At 61.9% G+C, this 24,128-nt stretch carries 15 protein-coding genes; 3 read left to right on the top strand and 12 right to left on the bottom strand.

Annotation, left to right across the window (positions count from 1 at the left end; translation table 11 throughout):
- Positions 1–172: 172 nt before the first annotated feature.
- Entirely contained in the window at positions 173–2,854 is a 2,682-nt protein-coding gene (locus tag DW925_RS01170) for a cation-translocating P-type ATPase (RefSeq protein WP_117637392.1), read from the bottom strand.
- A gap of 441 nt (positions 2,855–3,295) precedes the next feature.
- On the opposite strand from DW925_RS01170, the gene pyk reads away from it, so the two are divergent.
- Positions 3,296–4,756 carry a pyruvate kinase gene (gene pyk, locus DW925_RS01165; protein WP_117637393.1) on the top strand — a complete coding sequence of 487 codons (1,461 nt, stop codon included), beginning with the start codon at positions 3,296–3,298 and terminating at the stop codon, positions 4,754–4,756.
- Positions 4,757–5,177: 421 nt separating this feature from the next.
- Entirely contained in the window at positions 5,178–6,251 is a 1,074-nt protein-coding gene (locus DW925_RS01160; protein ID WP_124785840.1) for a hypothetical protein, read from the top strand.
- Here DW925_RS01160 and DW925_RS01155 read toward each other — a convergent pair.
- The 6 genes from DW925_RS01155 to pheS form a co-directional block, all read right to left on the bottom strand.
- Positions 6,248–7,096: a hypothetical protein gene (locus DW925_RS01155; RefSeq protein ID WP_117790190.1), complete on the bottom strand. Its 849-nt coding sequence runs from the start codon at positions 7,094–7,096 to the stop codon at positions 6,248–6,250. The genes DW925_RS01160 and DW925_RS01155 overlap by 4 nt on opposite strands.
- A 79-nt stretch (positions 7,097–7,175) precedes the next feature.
- A complete protein-coding gene (locus DW925_RS01150; RefSeq protein WP_233509116.1) occupies positions 7,176–7,946 on the bottom strand; it encodes an energy-coupling factor ABC transporter ATP-binding protein in 771 nt (256 codons plus the stop codon).
- Between the two features lie 46 nt (positions 7,947–7,992).
- Positions 7,993–8,754, bottom strand: a complete 762-nt coding sequence (locus DW925_RS01145) for an energy-coupling factor transporter transmembrane protein EcfT (protein WP_158551984.1) — start codon at positions 8,752–8,754, stop codon at positions 7,993–7,995.
- Between the two features lie 52 nt (positions 8,755–8,806).
- Entirely contained in the window at positions 8,807–9,892 is a 1,086-nt protein-coding gene (gene cbiM / locus DW925_RS01140; protein ID WP_117790189.1) for a cobalt transporter CbiM, read from the bottom strand.
- Positions 9,893–10,142: 250 nt separating this feature from the next.
- Complete coding sequence (pheT, locus tag DW925_RS01135; protein ID WP_117790188.1) at positions 10,143–12,596, bottom strand: phenylalanine--tRNA ligase subunit beta; 2,454 nt, start codon at positions 12,594–12,596, stop codon at positions 10,143–10,145.
- Between the two features lie 180 nt (positions 12,597–12,776).
- Positions 12,777–13,853: a phenylalanine--tRNA ligase subunit alpha gene (gene pheS, locus DW925_RS01130; protein ID WP_117786092.1), complete on the bottom strand. Its 1,077-nt coding sequence runs from the start codon at positions 13,851–13,853 to the stop codon at positions 12,777–12,779.
- Between the two features lie 505 nt (positions 13,854–14,358).
- Between pheS and DW925_RS01125 the strand changes: the two genes are divergently transcribed.
- On the top strand, positions 14,359–15,900 hold the full coding sequence (locus tag DW925_RS01125; protein ID WP_117790187.1) for a carboxypeptidase M32: 1,542 nt from the start codon (positions 14,359–14,361) through the stop codon (positions 15,898–15,900).
- Positions 15,901–16,113: 213 nt separating this feature from the next.
- Here DW925_RS01125 and glmM read toward each other — a convergent pair whose 3' ends face one another.
- The 5 genes from glmM to DW925_RS01100 form a co-directional block, all read right to left on the bottom strand.
- Complete coding sequence (gene glmM, locus DW925_RS01120) at positions 16,114–17,445, bottom strand: phosphoglucosamine mutase (protein ID WP_117790186.1); 1,332 nt, start codon at positions 17,443–17,445, stop codon at positions 16,114–16,116.
- Between the two features lie 83 nt (positions 17,446–17,528).
- On the bottom strand, positions 17,529–19,841 hold the full coding sequence (locus tag DW925_RS01115) for a DUF4012 domain-containing protein (protein WP_117790185.1): 2,313 nt from the start codon (positions 19,839–19,841) through the stop codon (positions 17,529–17,531).
- 143 nt (positions 19,842–19,984) lie between these two features.
- Positions 19,985–21,007, bottom strand: a complete 1,023-nt coding sequence (locus DW925_RS01110) for a DMT family transporter (RefSeq protein ID WP_199575473.1) — start codon at positions 21,005–21,007, stop codon at positions 19,985–19,987.
- A gap of 125 nt (positions 21,008–21,132) precedes the next feature.
- On the bottom strand, positions 21,133–21,837 hold the full coding sequence (locus DW925_RS01105; protein ID WP_117786088.1) for a signal peptidase I: 705 nt from the start codon (positions 21,835–21,837) through the stop codon (positions 21,133–21,135).
- The gene (locus tag DW925_RS01100; protein ID WP_117790184.1) at positions 21,837–24,074 is read right to left on the bottom strand and encodes a DUF2357 domain-containing protein; all 2,238 of its coding nucleotides are present in this window, start codon (positions 24,072–24,074) and stop codon (positions 21,837–21,839) included. Before DW925_RS01100 ends, DW925_RS01105 begins: the two co-directional genes overlap by 1 nt.
- Positions 24,075–24,128: the final 54 nt, after the last annotated feature.

Genomic DNA, 24,128 nt, shown 5'->3' with positions numbered 1-24,128 from the left:
CTCGCCATCCCCGGCCCCGACCGACTCACACACTTTCCCTCAGCTTACGGTCCCGAGAGGTTATCCGAAGGCCCGCCCGCCGGGAGGGGTTTCTTCTGAGTGATCCCGCAGCGCGAAGCGCGAGGACCAGCGAAGAAGAAACCCCGCAGGCGGGCGGGCCCGGACAGGTACGTTACTCTTTCTCCACCGCGCGCATGATCGCCTTGTAGATCTCCATCAACGGGATGATCAGGAAGGCCAGGCCCAGCGCGGCAAGAACGCCCTTGAGCTCAAGCGTCACAGGGCCAAAGAACATCTCGGCAAGCGTCGGCTGCACGGTCACGATCACCGTCAGCACCAGTGCCAGAGCGGCGGAAGCCCACAGCCACTTGTTCTGCTTCTTCATGGTGAACAGCGACGCACGACGGCTGCGCATATTGAAGCAGTGGAAAATCTCGACCATGTTGAGCGTGATGAACGCCATCATCACGCCTTCCTCGTCGGCATTGCCGGCGATCATATCGGCGATGTGGATGTAGCCCATGTCAAAGTACACGCCCACAAAGAAGCTCGCCAGCACCAGCACGGTGATGATTAGGCCCTGGACCACGCAGTCCAGACCCATATGTCCGGCAAAGACACCATCCTTGGCGTTGCGCGGCTTGCGCTTCATGATGTCGCCCTCGGCGTCCTCCATGCCCAGCGCGAGCGCAGGGAAGCAGTCGGTAACCAGGTTCACCCACAGCAGCTGCACCGGCTGGAAGATGGTAAAGCCGATGAGCGTGGCGATAAACACCGAGAAGACCTCGGCAAGGTTGGCCGAAAGCAGGAACTGGATGACCTTGCGGATGTTGTCGTAGATGCGACGGCCCTCTTCGCAGGCACCGATGATGGTGGCGAAATTGTCGTCGGCAAGCACCATGTCGGCGACGTTCTTGGTGACATCGGTACCGGTGATGCCCATGCCAACGCCGATGTCGGCGCGCTTGATGGACGGGGCGTCGTTGACGCCGTCGCCCGTCATGGCCACGATCTGGTCGCGCGACTTCCAAGCCTCGACGATGCGTGTCTTGTGCTCGGGCTGGACGCGGGCGTACACGCCGTAGTCCTCGATGTGCGCGTCGAGTTCCTCGTCGCTCATGCGATCGAGGTCGGCACCGGTGATGGCATGGCTGCGATCGGTGACGATGCCCAGCTGCTTGGCGATGGCCACGGCGGTGTCGATGTGGTCGCCCGTGATCATGACGGTGCGAATGCCAGCGTCGTGGGCCTCGCGGATGGCTTCGGCGACCTCGGGGCGGACCGGGTCGATCATGCCGGACAGGCCGCAGAAGACCAGGTCGTGCTCGAGCGCAGCGGGGCTGCAGTCGCTCGGGACCTCGGTGTAGGTGCGGCTTGCCAGCGCCAGCACGCGCAGAGCCTCGTCGGCCATGGCCTTGTTGGCGGCCACGAGCTCGGCGCGACGCTCCTCGGTCAGCGGGACGACCTTTTCGCCCTCGTAGATATGGGTGCACAGGCCGATCACCACGTCGGGCGCGCCCTTGGTGTACTGCTCGTACTCGCCATCCAAGGTCTCGACGATCACGGACATCATCTTGCGGCCCGAGTCGAACGGGGCCTCGCCCACGCGCGGATGCTCGGCAGTCAGGCCGGTGAGGCCAGCCTTGCCGGCGTCGTTGACGAGCGCGCACTCGGTCGGCTCGCCCACGGCCTCGCCCAGCTCCTCGTCCCACTGAGCATCGGAGCACAGCGCCATGCCGGCCAGGAACTTCTCCTTGGGCGCAGCGAGCTCGTGCTTGACGACGGTCATCTTGTTCTGGGTAAGGGTACCGGTCTTGTCGGAGCAGATGGTCTGTGTGCAGCCAAGGGTCTCGACAGCAGAGAGCTTGCGGATAATCGCCTGGCGCTTGGCCATCTTGGTCACGCCAAGCGAAAGGACGATGGTCACGACGGCAACAAGGCCCTCGGGGATGGCGGCGACGGCGAGCGAGACGGCAACCATAAAGGTGTCGAGCAGGGCAGTCGGATCGGTAAGGACGTTGCCCACGCCGTGGCGGAGGATGTCAACGCCAAAGATGACGACGCAGATGACGATCACCATGATGGTGAGGATGCGGCTGAGCTCGGCGAGCTTCACCTGCAGCGGCGTGAGCTCTTCCTTGGCCTCGGCCAGGGCGCCGGCGATCTTGCCCATCTCGGTGTTCATGCCGGTGCCGACCACGACGGCGCGACCACGGCCGTACACGACGGTGGAGCCCATATAGCACATGTTCTTACGGTCGCCGAGCGGCACGTCGTCGGTGCCGGCGGCGAGCTCGATCACGTTGGCATGCTTCTCGACGGGCACGGACTCGCCGGTGAGCGCGGCCTCTTCGATCTTCATCGTGGCGCTCTCGAGCACGCGGCAGTCGGCCGGAACGGAGTCGCCCGCCTCGAGCATGATCACGTCGCCGGGCACGAGCTCGGCGCTCGGCAGGTGCACGAGCTTGCCGTCGCGCAGCACCTTGGACTGCGCCGCACTCATCTCCTGCAGGGCCTCGAGGGCCTCCTCGCTCTTGGCTTCCTGGACCACGCCCAGCACCGAGTTGACGATAACGACGAACATGATGATGGCAACATCGGCAAAGTCGGGCTCGCCCTTGACCATGCCCGTGAGCGCACTGATGACGGCGGCAACGATCAGCATGATGACCATGGGGTCGGCCATCTGCTCAAAGAAACGCTTCCACAGCGGCGTCTTCTCAGCTTCCTCGAGCTTGTTAGGGCCTGTCTTGGCGAGGCGCGAAGACGCCTCGTCGTTGCTCAGGCCGAGGTTCTCATCGACACCTTGGTCGCTGAGCACCTCCGCCGCGGCGGACAGGTATTCCTTTTGCATATAGAGTCCCCTCCTGGGATTCGGGCCACTCAGCAGATTGATGCCCGATCATAATTCCCAGGAGAAGGGCAAGGGCTCATCAAGGCTGCCGTGCTGAGCGGCAGTTGATAGTGGAGCTATGGTACCCCAAAGCGACGCGTCTAGCCAAAACAATCGGTTTGGAAATATGGTCCGCACGCAACGGTGCAGACCGTGTGATGCTCAACATTGGTAAAACGTTTTTTCTTCGGCACATCGCCAAACTGACATATCGCCCAGATAGCAGCGGTTAGAGCGGTTGGTAAATTTTCTCATATACCGTTTATCCCGCAAAAAATGAACTTCTAATTCGGCATACGGTCGATTTTATGGGGTATTCGGTCAGCATTTCGTTATAATCAACACGGTTTTATTTCTTATGGTTTATCTATCAGCGCAAGACGATGTCAGATGGAGGTCTGAATGTACAAGCGCACTAAGATTGTATGCACCATGGGTCCCGCCTGCGATAGCGACGAGACCATCCGCGAGATGATCAAGGCGGGCATGAACGTCGCCCGTTTTAACTTCTCGCACGGCTCCTACGACGAGCACCACGGTCGCATCGAGCGCGTCCGCCGTATTTCCAAGGAGCTCGGTCTGCCCGTCGGCATCCTGCTCGACACCAAGGGCCCCGAGGTCCGCACCGGCCTTCTGGTCGACGGCAAGAAGGTTGCCGTCAAGACCGGCGATAAGATCGTCGTCACCGCTCAGCCCACGTCCGAGGATTTCCACGGCACCGCTGAGCACATCTCCCTCGACTACCTGGCTCTGCCTTCCGAGGTCGAGAAGGGCTCCCTCATCCTGATCGATGACGGCCTGGTTGCCCTCGAGGTCGAGTCCGTCAGTGGCCAGGACATGACCTGTGTCGTTAAGAACGACGGCCTGATCGGCGAGCGCAAGGGCGTCAACATGCCCAACGTCAACATCTCGCTGCCCGCCATCACCGAGCGCGATCGTCAGGACATCCTCTTTGGCCTGACCGAGAACATCGACTACATCGCCGCTTCCTTCATCCGTGACGGCGAGTCCGTCCGTGGCATCCGCAAGCTTTGCCGCGAGAACGGCGGCGAGCACGTGACGATCTTCCCGAAGATCGAGTGCGCCCTGGGCGTCGAGAACTTCGACGAGATCCTCGAGGCTTCCGACGGCATCATGGTCGCCCGTGGCGACCTGGGTATCGAGATCAAGCCCGAGCTCGTTCCGCACATCCAGAAGGAGATCATCGCCAAGTGCAACGCGGCCTACAAGCCCGTTATCACCGCTACGCAGATGCTCGACTCCATGCAGCAGAACCCGCGCCCGACGCGCGCCGAGGTTGCCGACGTTGCTAACGCCATCTACGACGGCACCGACGCCGTTATGCTCTCTGGCGAGTCCGCTGCCGGTAAGTACCCGGTCGAGGCCGTTAAGATGCAGGCCAGCATTGCTCTCGAGACCGAGAAGTACCTCCCGGCCCACGCTCCGCTCGAGGTTCCGGCCGACGCTCACGGCACCCGCGTCGTCAACAACGTTGTGGGTATGTCCGCTGTGAACATGGCCACCACCGTTGGCGCCAAGTGCATCACCGTGCCGACGACAACCGGTCGTACCGCACGCCTGATCTCGCACTTCCGTCCCAACATGCCGATCTGCGCGTTCTCCCGCCACGAGTGGGCCGTCCAGCAGATGATCATGTACTGGGGCGTTATCCCGCACCAGGCCGAGATTACCCAGGGCACCGTCAACGGCACGATCGTCAAGGCGATCGAGACCGCTAAGGAGCTCGGCTACGTCGAGGCTGGCGATTTGACCGTCGCTACCGCCGGCGATCCCCGCATGAGCGTCCAGCTCGAGGACAAGGTCTCCTCGACCAACGTCGCTTACGTCGCTCAGGTCCGCTAAATCGTACTTGCAAGCAGATTTGCATTGCAAAGGGCCCGGAAGGCATTGCCTTCCGGGCCCTTTTTCTGTGTCAATGCCGGCACACGGCAAAACACGCACCCATTTCTTTACCAAAAGCGCGAAATCCACCTTTCGAGGCCCAAAAATAAAGTCCCAAGCGCTAAAAGTGTTCGCCCGATGGCGAAACCACACCCTACCCGACGCTGCTAAATCGTTTTAGCAAGAGCCAGATCGACCGCGTTTTCGGAAGTATGCGGCAAATTCTGAGACCTCCGAGCACACCCCGTTTTTTCGCAACAAAATGCCTGATAAACTGGCCTCAAAAGCCAGGTCTGCTCACAGGGTTCAGATTTTGCCGCATACTTCCGAATTGACGCTGGCATCGCACGGTCCAAAAGCACATTTCGACCAGGAGGATATCATGGACCTGACGCTATGCGGTCAATCCGCTTTTTACTATCACCGTATCCCGCCGCAGGTATTAGGGCTTTACCCCGCCATTAGCCTTGGCAATATGGATCGCAGATGTTGCGGCCTCGGAAGTCATGCAGTTGTAAAAGACCTGCTTCACGCACCGCTTCACAGGCTTGTATTCACTCGAGTACAATCCGGGTCGCGAAGCCTGTTTAAATCGCACCTCCTGACCCAAGAGCCGCCTCCCGGGTCGTTTAGGCAAACTGAACATGGATTTGATGTCACGTCGCCCGAGTTTACGTTGCTCAGCCTTGCCACGCAGGTCTCACGCAACCAGTTACTCATGGCTTGCTACGAGATGTGCGGCTCCTTTGCAGTGTTTACGCCCTGCGAGCGAACGCAACAACAACTCGATGAAGCCATTTCGCTTAAGCTCATTCCACCCAACTGCGGTTGGGAGCGTGTTGTCGACACCAAGGGCAATGACACCAATTTGTGGAAGCGCCCGCCGCTCCTCAGCGCGGCGGATATCGCCGCGTTCGCCAAGCAGGCTGCAGGCCTGCGCGGCGTTAAACAACTGCGCTGGGCGGCCGAGCACATGACGGGGCAGACCGCCTCGCCCTTCGAAGTACAGACCTCCATACTTGTCTCGCTCCCCCGCAACGAGGGCGGCATGGGTATCAACATCGCAAACAACGTGCGCATCCCACTCAGCGACGCCGCGCGCTCACTGTATGACAAAACCTGCTGCTACGCCGATATCCTCATCGAGAGCAACACCGACAGCATGGGCGTCATCCTGGAATGCCAAGGCCGCTCCGCCCACGATGGCGAAGCCGCAAGTCTCTCCGATGCCGAGCGCACCACCGCCCTCACAAGCATGGGCTATGACGTTATCCAGATAACCTATGAGCAAATCAAAGACACGAAGAGCTTTAACAACATCGCCGAACTCATCCATAAAAAGGCAGGGCTCCCCTACATCCCAAAGACCGATCAGGAACGCACCACCGAAGATGCCCTGCGGCGGGAGCTATTGGTCGATTGGGATGAGCTGTTCGCCGTCAAGCCGGCCAGCTAGCAGCTAGTGATCAGAGGGACTGCGGGGACGTCAGAAGCGGCAACGCGAGTCGCAAAGCCCACCTCGGTCAGCTCGATGACCTCGGTAAACGTTGCATCGAAAAACTCCTCAGTTAGCAGGCGGTATGGCGGATGATCGGGCTCACCGGGGTTTTCGCGCACAATCTCGTGCATAACGCCGATGGTCTTGAGCACATACTCCTTATGGATGGGATACTGCCCAAAACGCATCGCCGCAGTATACAGACGATCGGTCGCACGCGGGATGGAAACAATGCCGAGCGTCTTACCAAACCAGTCAAAGTCACCTTGCTTTTTAATGCGGAATTCCTCGCACAGCTTGCCGCCGTGCGCCTCCAGGTACTGATTCACGCGCGTATTCCATACGGTATCGGCCACCAGATGCGACCAGACGCCCAGCGTTAAATCGAGCAACGACTGCGCCACATCTTCGGACGCAAGCGAGAACTCACAGGCGCCGGGACCGACAACCGGCTCGGCATCCCTGTAGCGCTGGGGATAGTGCACGCGATTCAGTCGCTCGCGTTCCTCGATAATCGAGGTCGCCGCGGCCGGCGCACCGGTGGGCGAACTTTTAAGCAACGGTGCCACATAGGTATCCCAGAACTCATGCTCACGAGGCTTAGGGATAGGCTCGGGCTTGGCAAAGTGCGTAATGCGATACGGAATGGGATCAGCGATACCAGGGACCATATAGCCCACGAAGATATCCGGAACCACGCAGCCAAACAAAAAGGCATTGCGGTCGCGCACGCTATTGGCAAGCGCGCCGGTGCACTCCAGCAAACGCTCCGTCTGAGCGATATGAATGTTCCAGCTTGGCATAGCCACCCCCATAAAAACCTGGATAACTATACCATCACGGCAAAGCCGCGCGGGCCGCTACGCACGCTCTACGCAGCAACTATTCCGCAGCGCCGCTCTCGGTTCCATACGAAGACACCGGCGCCTCGACCACATGGTGATATCGATCGATATAGATGGCGCGGGCACCCAGGCGTCGTACCAAATCCTGATGGTGCGTGCTCATCAAGACCGTCTTACCGGCAGCAACATAGGCCAGTAGAAAGTTGACCACGATGTCGCACGAGTCCTCGTCAAGTCCGTTGGTAGGCTCGTCGAGCACCAGGATATCGGGGTTCATCGACACGACGGCAGCCAGCGCCACGCGCTTCTTTTGCCCGCCCGAGAGCTGATAGGGCGAGGCATCGACCAGATCGGCAACCTGGAACAGCTCCATGGCATCGCGCACGCGGCGCTCGAGCTCGTCTGCCGGCAGCCCCATCTGCGCGGGACCAAAAGCAACTTCCTCGCCCACCGTAGCGCAGAACAGCTGGGCGTCGGCATTTTGAAACACAAAACCTACGCGCTGATGAAAACGCTGAGCGGCCGCGGAATCCTTTAGAAACGCCGCGTCGATCGCGTGCCCGTCAAACAGGTATGCCCCTGCGTCCGCGAGTTCAAGGCCGTTAATAAGGCGCATAATCGTCGTCTTACCGCAGCCGTTGGGACCGAGCAGGGCAACGAGTTCACCACGATCGACCTGCAGCGACACACCATCGACAACCGTATGGCCCGCATAGGAGAACACCACGTCGCGCAGCTCGATGAGCGGCGTGGCCTCGGCGCCGCCCGCACCGTTCGTGCCCGCCGCACTATTCATATCGATCGTCAAAACGTCGCCCTTCCCTAGTTGCATCCCCAGCCGGAACCAGCAGCGCCTACAGCACCGCGCACAACACGGCGAGCAGAACCACGCCGGCCGCATAGACCGCATCGCGCCAGCCAAACCCGGCGCGTGCAGGCGCCGGGTACACGCCGGCAAAGCCGCGGCAAAGCATAGCCTCGTCCATCGCGCGACTGCACTCCATCGCCTTGATAAACGTCATGCCCATGATACCCGCCAGCGAGTCGGTGCGCGAAAAACCCGCAGGCGCGGAACCGACGCTGCGCAGCATGACCGATTCGCACAGATCGTGCGCTGTGCGTCCCAGCACCTCGATATGCTTGAGCGCCATATCGAAAGTAAAGATGACCTCGTCGGGCAGGTGCAGCATCTTAAGCGCCGCCGACATGCGGCTCCAGGTGAGCGTCCACGAAACACCCAGCACCAGCGACACGTTAATGAACGTCTTGAGTGCAATCTTGAGCATGGCGCCCGAGGCAGAAGCACCCAGCAGCAGGGCAGGCAGCGCCAGAACCACGGCAAACCCCGCGGCAGCCAACGCCGGCACAAAGGTAGCGCGCAGCCCGCGTACGGGGCGCACGGCAACGAGCACCAACGCGATCGCCGCCATCAACATCAGGTACAGCGGGCTTTGCGTCAGACACACGCACAGGACGCAAACGAACATCCCTAACAGGCGCACCGGAGCCGAAACGCAAGAAAGGGCGCGGTCGACCATCGACCCGCCCTTGTTCGCGCCTCCACCCAGGCGAACCCGCTCAAGCAGGCTCGCCAGGTGCAGGACGTTCTTTTGCATCACACGATGCCGAGCCCCCGCGGGCTCGTATCGCTCCTCGGCCGCAAGCCAACTAGGCAGCCCGGCTATTGCCATGAGCACCGCTTTCCTTGACCGTCAGCGAGACCAGGCGGAATGCGATGGTGAGCACCGCCACGCCAATCACGCCCGAAAGAATATACATCGCGGCCTGGCCGGCAAAGCCAAGGCCCTGCTCCTCGGAATAGGCCTGCAGATAATCGCCCGTGGGCAGGGCATCGGCAAAGGTCGGAGTGTCGAGACCGACCGAAGCCTGCAGACTGTCGTCACCAGCCTCCTGAACGGCGATCGCGGCGCCCTCGGCGTCCCACTCACCCCAGGCGTCACCGGTGGCAAGCAAGCCGAGCGGCGTAGCCACGACAAGCACGGCGACCAGGATGAGCGTGGGGACCAGCGAGGTCTTCTTGGCGGTTGTGCCCTCGGCAGCAAGCTGGCCATCGACGGCCTCGGGCCCGACGATAACGCTCGGCGCCGTCTTCTTGATAAAGCCGTAGATCGCGGCAGTCGCCACGCCCTCGACCACGCCGGCAACCAACATATGCGGAATCATCATGGCCGGAATGGCAATGGACAGCGGGAAGGGGCAGTACAGCGGCGCGCCCGAAGCGTTAGTAAAGAGCATGGGCTGAATACCAAACTCGACCGCCGCGCACAGGGCCGCCAGGCACAGGCCGACCCAGCCGCTTACGATGGCCGAAACCGAGGTGCCCCAGCTCTTGTCGTGCAAACGGCTGTTGAGCGCACGGAACACGATAGCAGCGGCAAACGGCAGCACGAAGGCCATGTTAAAGCAGTTGGCGCCAAAGGACAGGATACCGCCGTCGCCAAACAGCAGCGCCTGCAACGCCAGCGCGACCGAAACCGCGATGGCCGCGGCCTCGGGGCCCAGCAGCAGCGCGATGAGCGCGCCGCCGACGGCGTGACCAGTGGTGCCGCCGGGCAGCGGCACGTTGAACATCATGAGCAAAAAGGAGAACGCAGCGCAAATACCCAGAAAGGCCATATGCTCGCGATCGAGCGTGGCGCGCACTTTCTTGATGCAGTGAACCCATACGGGCACCATCGCCACCGCCATAACGGCATCGGTCTGCGGGGACAGGTAGTTATCTGGAATGTGCATATACGCCTCCCGGTTGCCGGCACATGGGATTGCAGCGCCGCTTGAACCATTTCATCAGTGTTACGAGCTAGATGATTCGTAACACGCCGCAGGCTATGATAGCAAAACGGCGCGCCGCCACAAAAGCAGCACGCCGTTTTGTAATGCGCGTGTCATATATGCAGGGTCAGCGATGCCTTATTCCGAACACCGCGGTCGCGCAGAGCTCCGCAGCAACCGCCATCAGGCCCTACGCCCCCCATCGCAAGCCCTAGCCGCGGACCTCGCCGTTTACGCCTTTGCATACCTTGGTGACAATCTTCTGGTGCGCTTTCTCGACCTCTTCGCTGGTAAGCGTGTGGTCGTCGGAGCGATACGTAAGCGCAAAGGCCATGGACTTTTTGCCCGCTCCGATGCGGATGGGATCGCGGTAGACGTCGAACAGGCGCACGCCCTCGAGCAACTTACCGCCGGCGCTCGCAATGCGGCGCTCAAGATCCTCACAGGTCACGGAGTTGTCAACCACAATGGCAAGGTCGTGCTCAACGGCCGGGTACTGCGAGAACTCGCGATAGTTCTCCTGGTTGCGGGCGCCCTTGATCAGCTTGTCCAGATCGAGCTCAAAGGCAACGACGACCTCATCGATGCCCATCGCCTCGCGCGCCTCGGGGTGAATCTCGCCGACCCAGCCCAGCACGGTTCCGCCGGACAGAACCTCGGCCGCACGACCCGGCTGCAAGAAAGCGTAGCCCTCGCCCTCGACGGGACGGAAGCGAACCTTCTCGATGCGCAGCTGGGCGAGCAGCTCCTCGACAATGCCCTTGCCAAAGAAGAAGCGCAGCTTACGGTACTTCATGTTCCAGGACTGCTCGCTCCACTGGCCCGAGAGCACACCCGCCACGGACTTGGTCTCCTTGGGCAGGCTGGCGTTCTCGCGACCGTGGAACAGGCTGCCGACCTCGTACAGGTGCACGTTGGGCGTACCGTGCGCCTCGTTGTAGGCCACGGACTGCAGCAGGCCCGGCAGCAGCGAACGACGCATCTCGGTCTGCTCGGCCACCAGCGGGTTCATGAGCACCACGGGGCAGCCGCGGCCTTCGGTGGACATGCCGATCTTCTCCAGGTCGCCCGGGGCGGCAAAGCCAAAGGTCGTGGTCTCGTTGAGGCCGCAGGCGCGCAGGATCTCGCCGACCTTGCGGGTGAGCTTTTGCTCACGGGTCAGGCCGCCGATGTGGTTCTTGGCAGCCGGGATGGTCGCCGTCACGCGGCCCATGCCCCATAGGCGCAGGACCTCCTCGATCAGGTCAATCTCGCGCGGTAGGTCGGGGCGGAAGCTCGGCGGGGTAACCATAAAGTCCTCGCCGTCGCGCTCGACGGTGCAGCCCAGACGGGTGAGCGAACGCTCGATAAAGTTGGGCTCGATATCGGCACCGCAGATGGCGTGCACGCGGGCCAGGCGCAGCTTAATGCTGTCGATGGTCTTGGGCGCGGGGAAAACGTCGACATAACCGGGAGCAACCTCGCCGCCGGCAATCTCCTCGATGAGCGCGCAGGTAACGTTGGCGACATCCACGCAGCCGGTCTCATCGACCTGGCGCTCAAAGCGAATGGAGGCGTCGGAGATCAGCGACAGATCGCGGCTGGTGTGCGAGGTGCGACCGGCATTGAAGCAGGCACTCTCGACCATCACGTCGACGGTGTCGTCCTCGATCTCGGAATCCATGCCGCCCATAACGCCGGCCAGCGCCACGGGGCGCTCGCCGTCGGTGATGAGGCCCATGCCGGCGTCGAGCACGCGCTCTTCGCCATCGAGCGTCGTGAATTTCTCATCCTGCTGGGCGGCGCGAACCACCACGCGACGGTGGCCATCGCGCTCGGCAAAGGTGTCCAGGTCAAAGGCGTGCAGCGGCTGACCGGTGAGCATCATCACGTAGTTGGTGATGTCGACGATGTTGTTGTGCGGGCGCACGCCCAGGGCGTTAAGGCGCTTGACCATCCAGTCGGGCGACGGGCCGACCTTCACGTTGCGCACGATGCGGGCGACATAGCGGTCGCACAGGCCCTCGTCGGCAATCTCGACCGAAAGCTCGTCGTCGGTCGCGCGGCCGGTCTCCGCCTTGATGACGGGCAGCTCAACGTGGAAATCGCGGTCGAAGATGGCACCGGTCTCGCGGGCCATGCCAATCATGGACAGGCAGTCGGGGCGGTTGGGCGTGATCTCGCAGTCGAGCACGGTGTCGCTCGAGCCCACATACTCGGCAAACGACATGCCGCAGGGCGTATCCTCGGGCAGGATCATAATGCCGGAGTGGTCGCCGCCCAGGCCGAGCTCGCGTGCGGAACAGTTCATGCCCATGGACACGACGCCGCGAAGCTTGCTCTTCTTGATCTTGACGTCGCCGGGCAGAACTGCGCCGATCATGGCCGTGACGATGTGGTCGCCGGCCTCGAAGTTCTGCGCGCCGCAGACGATCTGCAGTGGAGCGGGATTGCCGTCGGCATCGAGGTTCTTGTCACCCACGTCGACCGAGCACACATACATGTGGTCGCTATCGGGGTGCGGGGTCTTGGTGAGCACCTTGGCGGTCACCACGTGGTCGAAGGACTCGCCCACGGTGTCGATCGCCTCGACCTCGGTGCCGGTACGGATATATTCGTCCGAAAGGGTCTTGGGATCCTCCGGAATATCGATCATGGTCTTGAGCCAGTCGTAAGAAACGCGCATCTAACTGGTCTCCTTTCATCTGTAACGCCTGCAATAAACAGACGAAAAACTCCAGCTACGGAGACGGGTTTCCGAGGTGCCGCAGATTGCCTTGAAAGAGGAGGGCCGCGTACTTAGGTACGCAACCGACGATTGAAAGGCAAGGTGCGGTGGCTCGGGAAGCCGCCGGGACAGGTCAACTTAAAATTGGTTCAAGAAGCGCATATCGCCCGTCATGAGCGTTCTGAGGTCCGGCAGGTCGTAGCGCAGGGCCGCGACGCGCTCGGCGCCAATGCCAAAGGCGAAGCCGGTGTACTTCTCGGGGTCGATGCCGCAGTTGATCAGGACGTTGGGGTCGACCATGCCGCAGCCTAGGATCTCGATCCAGCCGCTGTGCTTGCAGAAGTTGCAGCCCTTGCCGCCGCACACGTGGCAGCTCACGTCCACCTCGCAGCTGGGCTCGGTGAAGGGGAAGAAGTGCGGGCGATAGCGCGTCTTGCGGTCCTCGCCAAACATGCACTTAACAAAGTAGTCGAGCGTGCCCTTAAGATCGCCAAAGGTGATGCCCTCGTCGACGACCAGGCCCTCGATCTGGTTGAACTGCGGCAGGTGGCAGGCGTCGGCCGTGTCGGGACGGTAGACGGTGCCCGGGCAGATCATGTAGATGGGCGGCTTCTGCGACTCCATGGTGTGGATCTGCACGCCCGAGGTCTGGGTGCGCAGCAGCACGTCGGACTCGCCGTGGGCGTGGGCCTCGGGGTGCGCGACGCTGCCGGGGTTATTGTCGACCACGTAAAAGGTATCGCGGGCCGAGCGGCTCGGGTGATCCATGGGGGCGTTGAGCGCGGTGAAGTTGTAGTAGGAGGTATCGACCATGGGGCCAGACTCGACGGTATAGCCAATGCCGCAGAAGATGTCCTCGGCCTCCTCGATGATCTGCTTGATCAGGTGCTGGTGACCGATCTGCGGACGGATGCCCGGCAGCGTGATGTCGACGGCGTCGTGCTCGAGCGCGTGCTTGAGGGCGGCGGCCTTCATCTCGGTGTTGCGCTCGTCGAGCATGCCCTCGATCAGCTGGCGCATCTCGTTGGCGCGCTTACCCATCACGGGACGATCCTCGGGGGCGAGCTTGCCCATCATGCGCATCAGGCCGGTGATGCGCCCCTTGCGGCCGAGCAGCTCAACGCGCGCAGCCTCGAGCTTGGCTGCGTCGTCGGCGCCTGCGACGAGCTCCTTGGCCTCTTCCTCGAGTTTGACCAGATCATCAATCAGACTCATGTCTTCCCTTTCGTCTCTCGCGCTCTCCGTTTGCCGAGGCGGCTGCCGCCGTCTGGCGTTGTGAAAACGCGGCCCGGTTCGGTAATAAAAAACCGTCCTCGGGCGTGTGCATTGCCCAAGGACGGTTGAATTCCGCGGTACCACCTTGTTTGACCCGGCGGATGTCTGGCCCGCCGTGCCCACTCTGCGCCCCTTATCGCGAGGCTCACGGCTTCCCTACTGGGGCTTCGCCGCCGCTAGCCGCGCGCCCGTTGAGGTCGCTGCTCGGGAGTGAACGCTTGGCCCTTGCCACCGCAGGAAGGCTTGCAGCCCATGACCTTCCCTCTCTTGCCGGCGACGCGGCGGGCAAAACCCTCTCCGTCAACGCATTGGGCTACAGGATACCACATTGTGTGGGCGTATCGCCGCGTTCCGTTTTGTTCGTGCTGGGTACAAGGCAGGTAGCTGTGCAAACTGGCCGCGCGCCCACCCGTGGCGCTCGACCTGCGAGATCAAGGATATAGGTATGGGAAAGAAACTCGATAAGAAGGCCAAGGCGGGCAAGAGCATCAAGAAGCTCCGCAAGCTCGAAGGCAAGCTGTGGACTCGCGAGTACCTGCTCAAGATTGCCGAGTTCGATGGAGCGACGATTGCTCCTGCCAACGGCGCAGCAGCGCGTGCCGACGCCATGGGCACGCTTGCCGGCGAGCATCACAAGCTGCTGACCAGCGAGAAGTCCGTTGAGCTCGTGCGCTCGCTGGCGCGCGAGACCGTCGCCGGCGGCAAAATCGACGACCCTCAGCTGCTCGACGAGATCCGTGTGCTCGGCCGCGATCAACGTGAGGCCAGTGCCATCCCCACCGAAGAAGCCGAGGCCTGGACCAGGCTCACCTGCGAGGCGGACGCCGTGTGGCACAAGGCCAAGGCAGCCAACGACTGGGCGAGCTTTGAGACCTATGTGGATAGAATCGTCGCCCAACTTAAGCATCAGGCCGAGCTCATGGACCCCAAGCGCGATCCATACGACGTTTGGCTCGACCAGTACGAGCGCGGCCTTTCCGCCAAGAGCTTCGATGCGTTTTGCGATGAGGTCAAGGCCACGGTCGTGCCGCTCGTGCACGCCATCGGCGAGCGCGGCCAGCAGCCGGCTGCCGACTTTTTGCACGCCCACGTGCCCGAGGCTGCCCAGCGCGCCATGAGCTTCGACCTTATGAAGCTTGTCGGCCTGGACCTGGACGACACCACGCTTGCCTTTACCGAGCATCCGTTTAGCGAGGGCTTTGCCGTGGGTGATGCGCGCATCGCGACGCACATCTACGAGGACGACTGCATCTCCAACGTCTACAGCATCATCCACGAGGCCGGGCACACCATGTACGAGCTGGGCGTCAATCCCGCCTATGCGCGCACGTGCTTGGAGGGCGGCACCTCCATGGGCATCCACGAGAGCCAGAGCCGCTTCTTTGAGAACACCGTTGGTCGCAGCCGCGCCTTTATGGGACCGCTGCTCGAGGTGCTGCGTCGTCACGCGCCCGAGGTCTACGGCGACGTCGACGAAGACACGCTCTACCGCGCCGTGAACATCGCGCAGCCGTCGTTGATCCGCACCGAGGCCGACGAGCTCACCTATCCGCTGCATATTATGGTGCGTTACCAGATTGAGCGTATGCTGTTTGCCGGCGAAGCCACGGCCAAGGACATCCCCGTGCTTTGGAATCGCTTTATGGACGAGTACCTGGGCATTCCAGTTCCCGACGACACGCACGGCTGCCTGCAGGATACGCATTGGAGCGGCGGTTCGTTTGGCTACTTCCCCACCTATGCGCTGGGCAACGCCTACGACGCCATGTTTGTGCCGGCCATGTGCCGCGACGGTGTCGACCTCAACGGCGCCTGTGCGAGCGGCGATCTGACACCCGTCCGCGCCTGGCTGGGCGAGCACATTTGGCAGTGGGGCCGCGCCAAAGACGCGCCGGAACTCATCAAGGGCGCCTGCGGCATGGCCTTTGACGCCCGCTACTACTGCAGCTACCTGCAGGACAAGTTCACCACGCTGTATCAGCTGTAAAGCTTAGGCGACACGCCAACGCAAAGGGGGCGCCGCGGGTTGGTTCCGCGGCGCCCCTTTTTCATCTAAGCCAGAGACCCGGTACTTGGGGACGTTCCTTTCATGCCGGCACAATAGGAACGTCCCCAAGTGCCGGGTGAAATTGAATGTCAGATTGCCGCTTGGGGCCGTTTGCAGCGTCGAGCAGTTACGCGGTTTGGTAAAACAGCGTAACTAAAGAGCTTCCAAAGCACTTGCGATGCGCTTCATGGCGGCATCGGCGGATGCTTGGTCGGGCGCCTCGGCCAGCACGCGGATAACCGACTCGGTTCCGCTCTTGCGCACGAGCACGCGGCCCTCGCCTGCCAGCGCAGTCTCGGCCTCGGCGATGGCGTTCTGCACGCCCATGTTCTCGAGCGCGGCGTCCTTATCCGCTACGCGCACGGCAACCTGCGCCTGCGGCAGCAGCTTGCACGGAGCCGTGAGCTGCGAGAACGTCTCGCGCTCGGCACGAATCACTTCCATCACGCGCAGCGAGGTCATAATGCCGTCGCCCGTGCGCTCGATATCGCCAAAGATCGTATGGCCCGTCTGCTCGCCGCCCAAGCTGTAGCCGCCCTCGCGCATCTTGGCATACACGTGACGGTCGCCCACGCCGCTGGTCACGGCGCTCAGTCCGGCAAGCTCCAGCGACTTGACCAGACCAAAGTTGCTGGCGATCGTCGGCACCACGGTACCGCCCGAAAGGCGACCGTGCTTGTTCAGATACACGCCACACACGTACAGGATCTGGTCGCCGTCTACCACGCGACCGCGCTCGTCAACGGCCAAGCAGCGATCGGCATCGCCGTCATAGGCAAAGCCCACGTCCAGGCCCTGCTCCACCACGTGGCGCCGCAGGCGCTCCATATGCGTGGAGCCGCAGTCGACGTTGATGTTAAAGCCATCGGGCGCGGCGTTGATCGCGCGCACGTCGGCACCGAGCGCGTCAAACACCGGCTTGGCCACCGAGGAAGCCGAGCCGTTGGCGCAGTCGATACCGATCTTGACGCCCTGCAACGAAAAGTTCGCGCTGGCGATGAGCGAAGCGATGTAGCGGTTGCGGCCCTGCATATAGTCCACCGTGGCGCCGATGTGGTTGCCCGTGGCCAGCGGCACCTCGCTCTTGCCATCGACGTACTCCTCGATGAGCTCCAGTACGTCCTCGTCCATCTTAAAACCGTCGCTATTGACGAGCTTAATGCCGTTATCGCAAAACGGGTTGTGGCTCGCGCTGATCATGATGCCGCAATCGAAGCAGCCTTCCACGGTCTGATGCGCTACGCCCGGCGTGGGGATCACGTGCAGCATATAGGCGTCCGCACCGCTCGCGACCAGGCCACTCACCAGCGCCGCCTCGAACATATAACTCGAGCGACGCGTGTCCTTACCCACGATGACACGCGCCTTGCGCTCGCGGTTGGCGCCGTAATACCAGCCCACAAAACGGCCAATCTTATAAGCGTGCTCTACCGTCAGCCCAACGTTAGCCTCACCGCGAAAGCCGTCGGTGCCAAAGTACTTCATGCGCTCTCCTTACAAAATAGGGGCGAACAGATTGCCTGTCCGCCCCAAAATGGTACTCGATTATCTGCGCTACCAGAAAAACCCTACGCCGACGCGCTGTCGCGAGCCGCCTGGCATGTAGGAGTCTGACGCAGCGTAAGCGGCTTGTCCCCCGCCTCGGCTGACGTGGTCAGCGTATATGTGATCGTCGTCGTCTCGCCAGCATGCAGGTCAACGGTGCCCGAATAGAAGGGGATTCCATGCCACGTAGCGGCGCCAAGACCAAACTGGGTGCCCTCGACGGTCAGATCAGTAATGTTGCCGCCCGTCGGGGCAAACAACGAGACATTCAGACGCTCGTCGTCGCGCGCGGCATCGGGCGCGCTCGCCGCGACGTAGTCGGGCAGTTTGCCTGCCTCCTCCTGCGTCATGATGTTCGTCAGGGTAACGGTGATGCGATACGAGCACGTGCCGTCGCCGTTCTTGACGCCCTGGCCAATCTGCGTATCGGCGTTCAGGTACCAGTCGAGCTTGGAGAAGCTCAGGTTGTTAAAGTAAACGCCGGCAACGGGCTCGGCACTCGGATCATCCGGATCGGGCAGAGAAGCGTCAATGCCCGTCTCTTTGATGGCATTCTGCTCATCATCGTTTCTCATCCAAGCAATCAGACGGCCCTCTTCGGCACCGCGCTCGAATGCACCGACAAGCTTTGTAACGTCGACGTCACCGATGCCACCGAGAATCTTGTCGAAGGCGGCGCTGGCAACAGCCGCAAAGATGCCATCCGATTCCTCGACCGGATAGTTCCAGTACACATCGTGCATGAGGACCTTTGCGGCGTTGGTGCCGTCGACAACCGTTCCGTCGGGCAGCGACACGTTACCGACCAGGCCCAGCAGATACTGCAGGAACACCGGGTCGATGCCGACGACGCCATCAACGTCCTGCCCATATTGGGACTTCCACAGCGCGGCGACACGCTGCGAGTTGCGGGGCCAATCAGGCGAATAGGTATTGCCCGAGTTGTACAGGTTACTGTGGTTGCCGAACAGCGCCTCATCCTCTTCGTCGACACTCTCGACTGCCTCATCCTCACTGAGCCCAATGCGGGGAACAAACTCGCCAATCGACATCTGGCCGTCGGTGACCGAAATCAAACCTTGCGAACCGCCAAAGCCGCCGCAGGCACGAATTTCGACGTTGTTCATGGCGTACACAAGGTAGTTACGCGTCTGGCCGTTGGCGCCGAGCATCTGGGGAAGGACGGGGGCGACCTTCTCCGCCGCGTCAACCGCGCCGTTGAGGGTGGCAAAGCCGTCCTTGGCCTTATCGACCAGCTCGGTCACCTGGGAAATATGAGTATCGCCAATGCCCTGGATCTTCTCGTTGGCGCTCTTGAACACCTTCGAGCTGCTGGAAAGCGAATCGGCGACCGCCTGCAGCGCGGACACGTTAATCATGCCGTCCTGAAACAGCTTGCCGGGCGTGGCCTGCGAAAGGTTATCGGCCATGGGAACCAGCGCATTGCTCGAGACATCGGACAGGGCGTCGATCATGGTGCGGGCCGCATTGATGTCGCTGCCATACACCGGGATAAACGAAGCCGCCGTCCACAGCGGGCTCGAGGTCTCCGCCTTCATGCTGTCGCAGAGCTCATCGATCTTCTTCGCGTCGTCAGGCAGCGTCGAAAAATCGCCCGACGTGACCTTGTCCTTAAGGCCACCGACGATCTCGACAGCCTCCTTCGCTTCGCTCTTTACGGTCTTTGCCGAGTTAAGCAGCATAAAGCCGCTTGCGCCAAGCACAACGAGAAGCACCGCGACTACAGCGGCAATAATGGCGCCAGTGTGACGCTTTTTGCGCTCGCCCTTGCGATGGCGATGACGGACCAGACCGTCAGAGGTCGAACTCGACGAAGCGTCGCTACCGTAGTTCAAGCCAAAATCGTAATAATCTTCCTTGGAACCCGAGCCCGCAAACTGGGCACCGCTATCATCCAGGCGGGCGAACGTGCCGGTCTCGGAGGCGCCGGTGTAAATCGTGCCAAGGTTACCCGTAAGCCCCGCGCCACCGGCAGAGGGGGTATTGTTGGCTGCCTTGCCGGCATTAACGTTGCCGGCGGCATTCGCGGCGTTGGCGGCACTTGCGTTGTTCGCAGGTACCGAAGGAGCCCCGCTCGGCTGCGACGTGGAGGTCGCACCGCCCGCAAAGACATTCCCTCTTGCACGGCCGGTCTTTTTTGCCTTTTGAGACTGCTCGTACAGAGCGGTAAACATCGCCGTCTCGCCCGGGGACACGCGCTTACCGGAACCGCCCTGCCCAGCGCCGCCCGGCGTGCCGGCCTTACCAGCCCCGTTCGGACGCGGCGGAACTGCAGGACGGCCGCTATCGCTGCCCTTAAAGTGATTACCAGCCATAAAGAAATCCTCGCAATTGAGTCGCAATGAAAAAGTCCATAACGTTACTAGTTTATGGCATTTTGAGCATCGACAGCTAAACTCCAGACACGGACATCAATTGGCGAAAATGTGGCACAGCACCTTTTCCGTCTTGGCGCCAGCTACACCGTGAGGAACACCATCGCGATAATCATGGCAAAGCCCGCCAGGTCGGTGGGCAAAAACACCGTTCCCAGCATAAGGGCGCTGGTGATGGTGGCCGAAACCGGCTCCATGGTTCCAAGGAGGCTCGCGCGCACCGAGCCAATCTCCTTAACGCCCTGCATGTAGAACATATAGGCGAAGAACGACCCCACCACAATAAATATCGCGAGTGCACCGACACCCGAGGGCCCGAGCGCCGGCATATGCGCCCACGGCTGGGTAAAGATACTCATCACGATTCCCGCCGAAAGCATGGCCGAGCCCGTGACGACCGGGCTTCCGTATTTGTTGAGGATTCCGGCAGGGATGATTGCTATGCAGGCACCGCCCACGGCGCACAAAAGGCCCGCAAGCAGACCCATCGGCGAGATGCTGAGCGTACTGGGGTCGCCGCCCGTGGCGATCAAAAACGTTCCGCCCAAAGCGAGCAAAATGCCAAGCGCCTCGCGCGTGCGCGGCAGTCGATGCGCGGTGACGCAGGCATACCCCATGACGACCACCAGCTGCAGGCACTGGAAGACGGTCGCGGTGCCCGCGTTGGTCAGGCGCACGGCTGACAGATAGCAAAGCTGGTTGAACAGCAGACCAAAAATCGTAAACAGAATGAGCTGCTTGCGATCGGCGGGGGTAGTCCACAGCTCGATCAAGCGGTCGCGGTCTTTTCTGAGCACAACGAACATAAAGAGCAGGCCAGCGATAACTTGGCGCACGCTCATCAGCCAAAACGTCTCGATATGGCACACGTCAAAGAGGTAGCTGGCGCTGGTGCCGGAAAAACCCCAAAACGTACCGCCGACAAACGCGGCGAGCGTACCCAGGGCCATCTTGCGCGCCTGGGCGTCGTTGAGGCGGTCGCGCCATGCGCGGCGGGTGCTGCGGCTCAGCTCGTCAGTTCCCTCGGGCACGACAAAATCGGCCGCCGCCGTCATCGGTACCGAAGCCTTTTCGCGTGCGTGCTGCGCCGTGCGCTCCTGCTCCATTCCACTCCCCCGAAATCAATTGGCAACAAAGCGCTCAAACTGTAGCACGAATATTGATATGGAAATGCGGACGATTCAGAACATATACGAGCGTCCAAACTGTAGGGACGAAAGGCGCGGATAAGCTATGCCGAGTGGTTGGAATCGTCTAGGGCGCCGGAGGCGGCTTCCGCACTTCCCTCAGCATGCTCGCCATCGTCCCGGTCCTTGTCGCTGTCCCGGCCCTCCTGCTCGCGACGGCGCTTTTCGCGAATCTGCTCAACGGCGGCTCGCAAGGCGGCCTCGTCCTCGGCGCGTGCCACCTCTTGCGTTGTCTTGACCATATGGCGAATCTCGAGCACCAGCAGCACGATCAGCGGCACCACGATAAGCGGAAAGAACAGCAGCGGATTGGTGAGCAACGAGACCACCACGCCCAGCCCCGCCGAGACAAAGACCACGCGCCCCACCACGTCGGCGGCGGGCACGGGCGCAGCATCCTCGACCGGATTGGCATCGCCCTTGGTGCGGTAAACCGGCGTGCCGTCGGCCGCATCCTCCACGGCAACGATGCGATGCGTGTTGAGCGAACCCTCCAGCGCGTCATCGGACGAATGGAAGGTGATGATGTCGCCGACCTGGTAGGCCTGGCTGTTGTCGGTATCGACGACGATAAACGAATGCACGGGAATCGCCGGCTCCATCGAGCCGGTCAGCGTGCGCATAAAGCCGTAGCCCATGATGGTGGGAATCTCGCCGGCGGGCGTGAACACCGTGCGCAGCAGCACCACAAAAGCGACCAGGATCACCACGGTCGCCAACACGTTGATCACGCGGAGCACGTGCTTCATCACTTGTCGGCGTCCTTTGCGGAAGGCTCGACGTCAGTGGCGTCAGATGCCGAAACGTCGGTCTCATCTCCCTCAACGGTCGTGGCGACATCGCCCTCGGCGGCCTCTCCGCGCAAGCGAGCCAGCAGATAGCGCGACAGGCTGTTGCCCTCGGCACGGCGCTCGGCGCGGGCGCGATCGCGCTCGGACTGCTCCAGCTCGTGTGCCAACGAGTCCAAGCGTTGCTGCATCTCCGCGCGAGCGGCCTCGAGCTCGCGCTCGTGCGCGGCCTTGGCGGCGGCGAGTTCCTGCTCAATACGCTCCCCTGCCTCGAGCTCGGCTGCGGCGGCACGCGCGTCGGCGTCGGCATGAGCCTCCTCGGCGGCACGCGCGGCGGCATCGCGCTCGGCAGCGGCAGCGGCGACCTTCTCGCTGGCATCCACCGCGGCCCGCTCCACCGCAGAATCGGCGGCCGCGCGGGCGGCATCGATTGCGGCATCGGCCGCCTGCTGAGCGGCGGAAACCTTCTCCTCGGCAGCGGCAACGGTGTCGGCAAGCGCCTGCTCCGCCTCGGCCGCGGCGACGTCGGCAGCCTCCTGCGCGGCACGGGCATCGCGCTCGGCCGCCAGCCGCACTTCCTCGATCTGCAGCTTGGCGGCGTCCAGCTTGGCATGCAGTGCAGCCGCTTCCTTGGCAGAGGCCTCACGCACGGCGGCGAGCTCGGCCGCAGCAGCGTCCTTGGCGGCCTGCAGCTCGGCAGCGTCGGCAGCCGTCTTGGCAGCCAGGGCCGCAGCGGCATCGCTTTTGACCTGCGCGATCTGCTCGGAGGCCGCCTGCTCGGCGGCCGCAACCTTTGCATCGGCATCAGCGTGAGCAGCCGTGACCTCGTCATCGGCCTCGACGCGCATCTGCTCAAGCTGTGCCGCCGCAGTCGAGCGCACCTCGGCAGCAGCCTCCTCGGCAGCTTTCTTGCCCGCCTCGACATCCTCCAGCGAACCTTGCAGCTCCTCAACATCAGCCTCGGCCATCTGAGCGCGCTGCGTCAACGCCAGCTCGCGCGTCTTGGCCTCGTCCAGCTCGTCGACCAGGTCGTCGCGCTCGTCGGTCAACGCGTGCGCCTGCACCTTCCAGGATTTCACCTGGCCCTGCAGCTCCTCGATCTGCTCGCGGGCCTCGGCCAGCGCCTGCTCGGCATCGAGCTGGGCCTGCGTGACCTCCTCCACAAACACGCGACGGACCTCGACATCGGGCAGGTCGGGGCTATCGACCTGCACCTCCTTAATCTCCTTAATAAACTTGGGCGCCACCGGCGCGTGTTGCACGCTTTCGAGCTCCTGCAGGTTGCGCTCGTCGTCGGTCAGGCTCTTAAAGACGGCGTAGTTGTTAATGAGGTTGGTGTACATCTGCACCATGTACTCGTCATCGAACGCCAGTGACTGCTGCTGCACGTCGATGTTGTAGCCCACCTTGTCGTAGCGCTCCATAAACTGCCACAGCTGGTAGCACTTGCGGTAGTTGGGGTCCTTCATGATGAGGTTGGTGCGCTGGATGGGGCTGCGGACCGCGCTGCACCCGTTCATGATCTGGCAAAACGACGCGCCGCGCAGCGCCATGACCAGACGGCGCACACGGTCGATGCGCATAAAGACGTCCATGTTGTCGGCGTCGTTCTCGGCAAAGCTCTGGCGGTTTTTGACCGTCATCTCGACGTTATACTCGATCTCTTCGTACGCGTCGTCGATCTTGCTGTGCATCTTAAAGCGGTTGCGGATCTCATTGCCCGTCGACCAAAAGATCACGTCGGTGCGCTTGTCCACAAACGTCAGCAGGCGCTGAATCAGGTGGTAGATGAAGCGGTTCTCGTACAGATCGTAGGTCTCGACGGTATTGACGTTGAGGATGCGCGTGGGATGGACGCCGCCATCGTCGCTCGGCGCCAAAAACTGCGTGTTCTGGCTCAGATGACGGACGCTGTCGGCGCTGATCTTTTTGGCGAGCGAGACCGGCACCACCTCTTCCTCGGTGGTGATAAAGCGCCGCGGCTTTTCGATAATGGTGTTGATGGCGTCGAGCGAGTCCTCGATCATGCTGATCCATTCCTCGTCCACCACCTTGACGAGCTCCTCGCGCTGCTGCTCGATCGTGGTGCACGAGGCCTGCGCCATCTCAAACAGATAGCGGAAGTAGCGGTTGTCCTCCTGGATGGGCTCCATCTGCTCGGAGAAGCTGGTATAGAGGTCCTGAATGGTCTCGGACATGGGTTACTCCATAGATTGGATCGATCGGAAAGGGGCGGGGCGACATCACGCCGC

This window comes from Collinsella sp. AM43-1, from assembly GCF_003467925.1.
Classification (GTDB): Bacteria; Actinomycetota; Coriobacteriia; order Coriobacteriales; family Coriobacteriaceae; genus Collinsella.
Note: the sequence above shows the minus strand (reverse complement) of the source record. Positions and strands in the feature narration are given on the sequence as shown.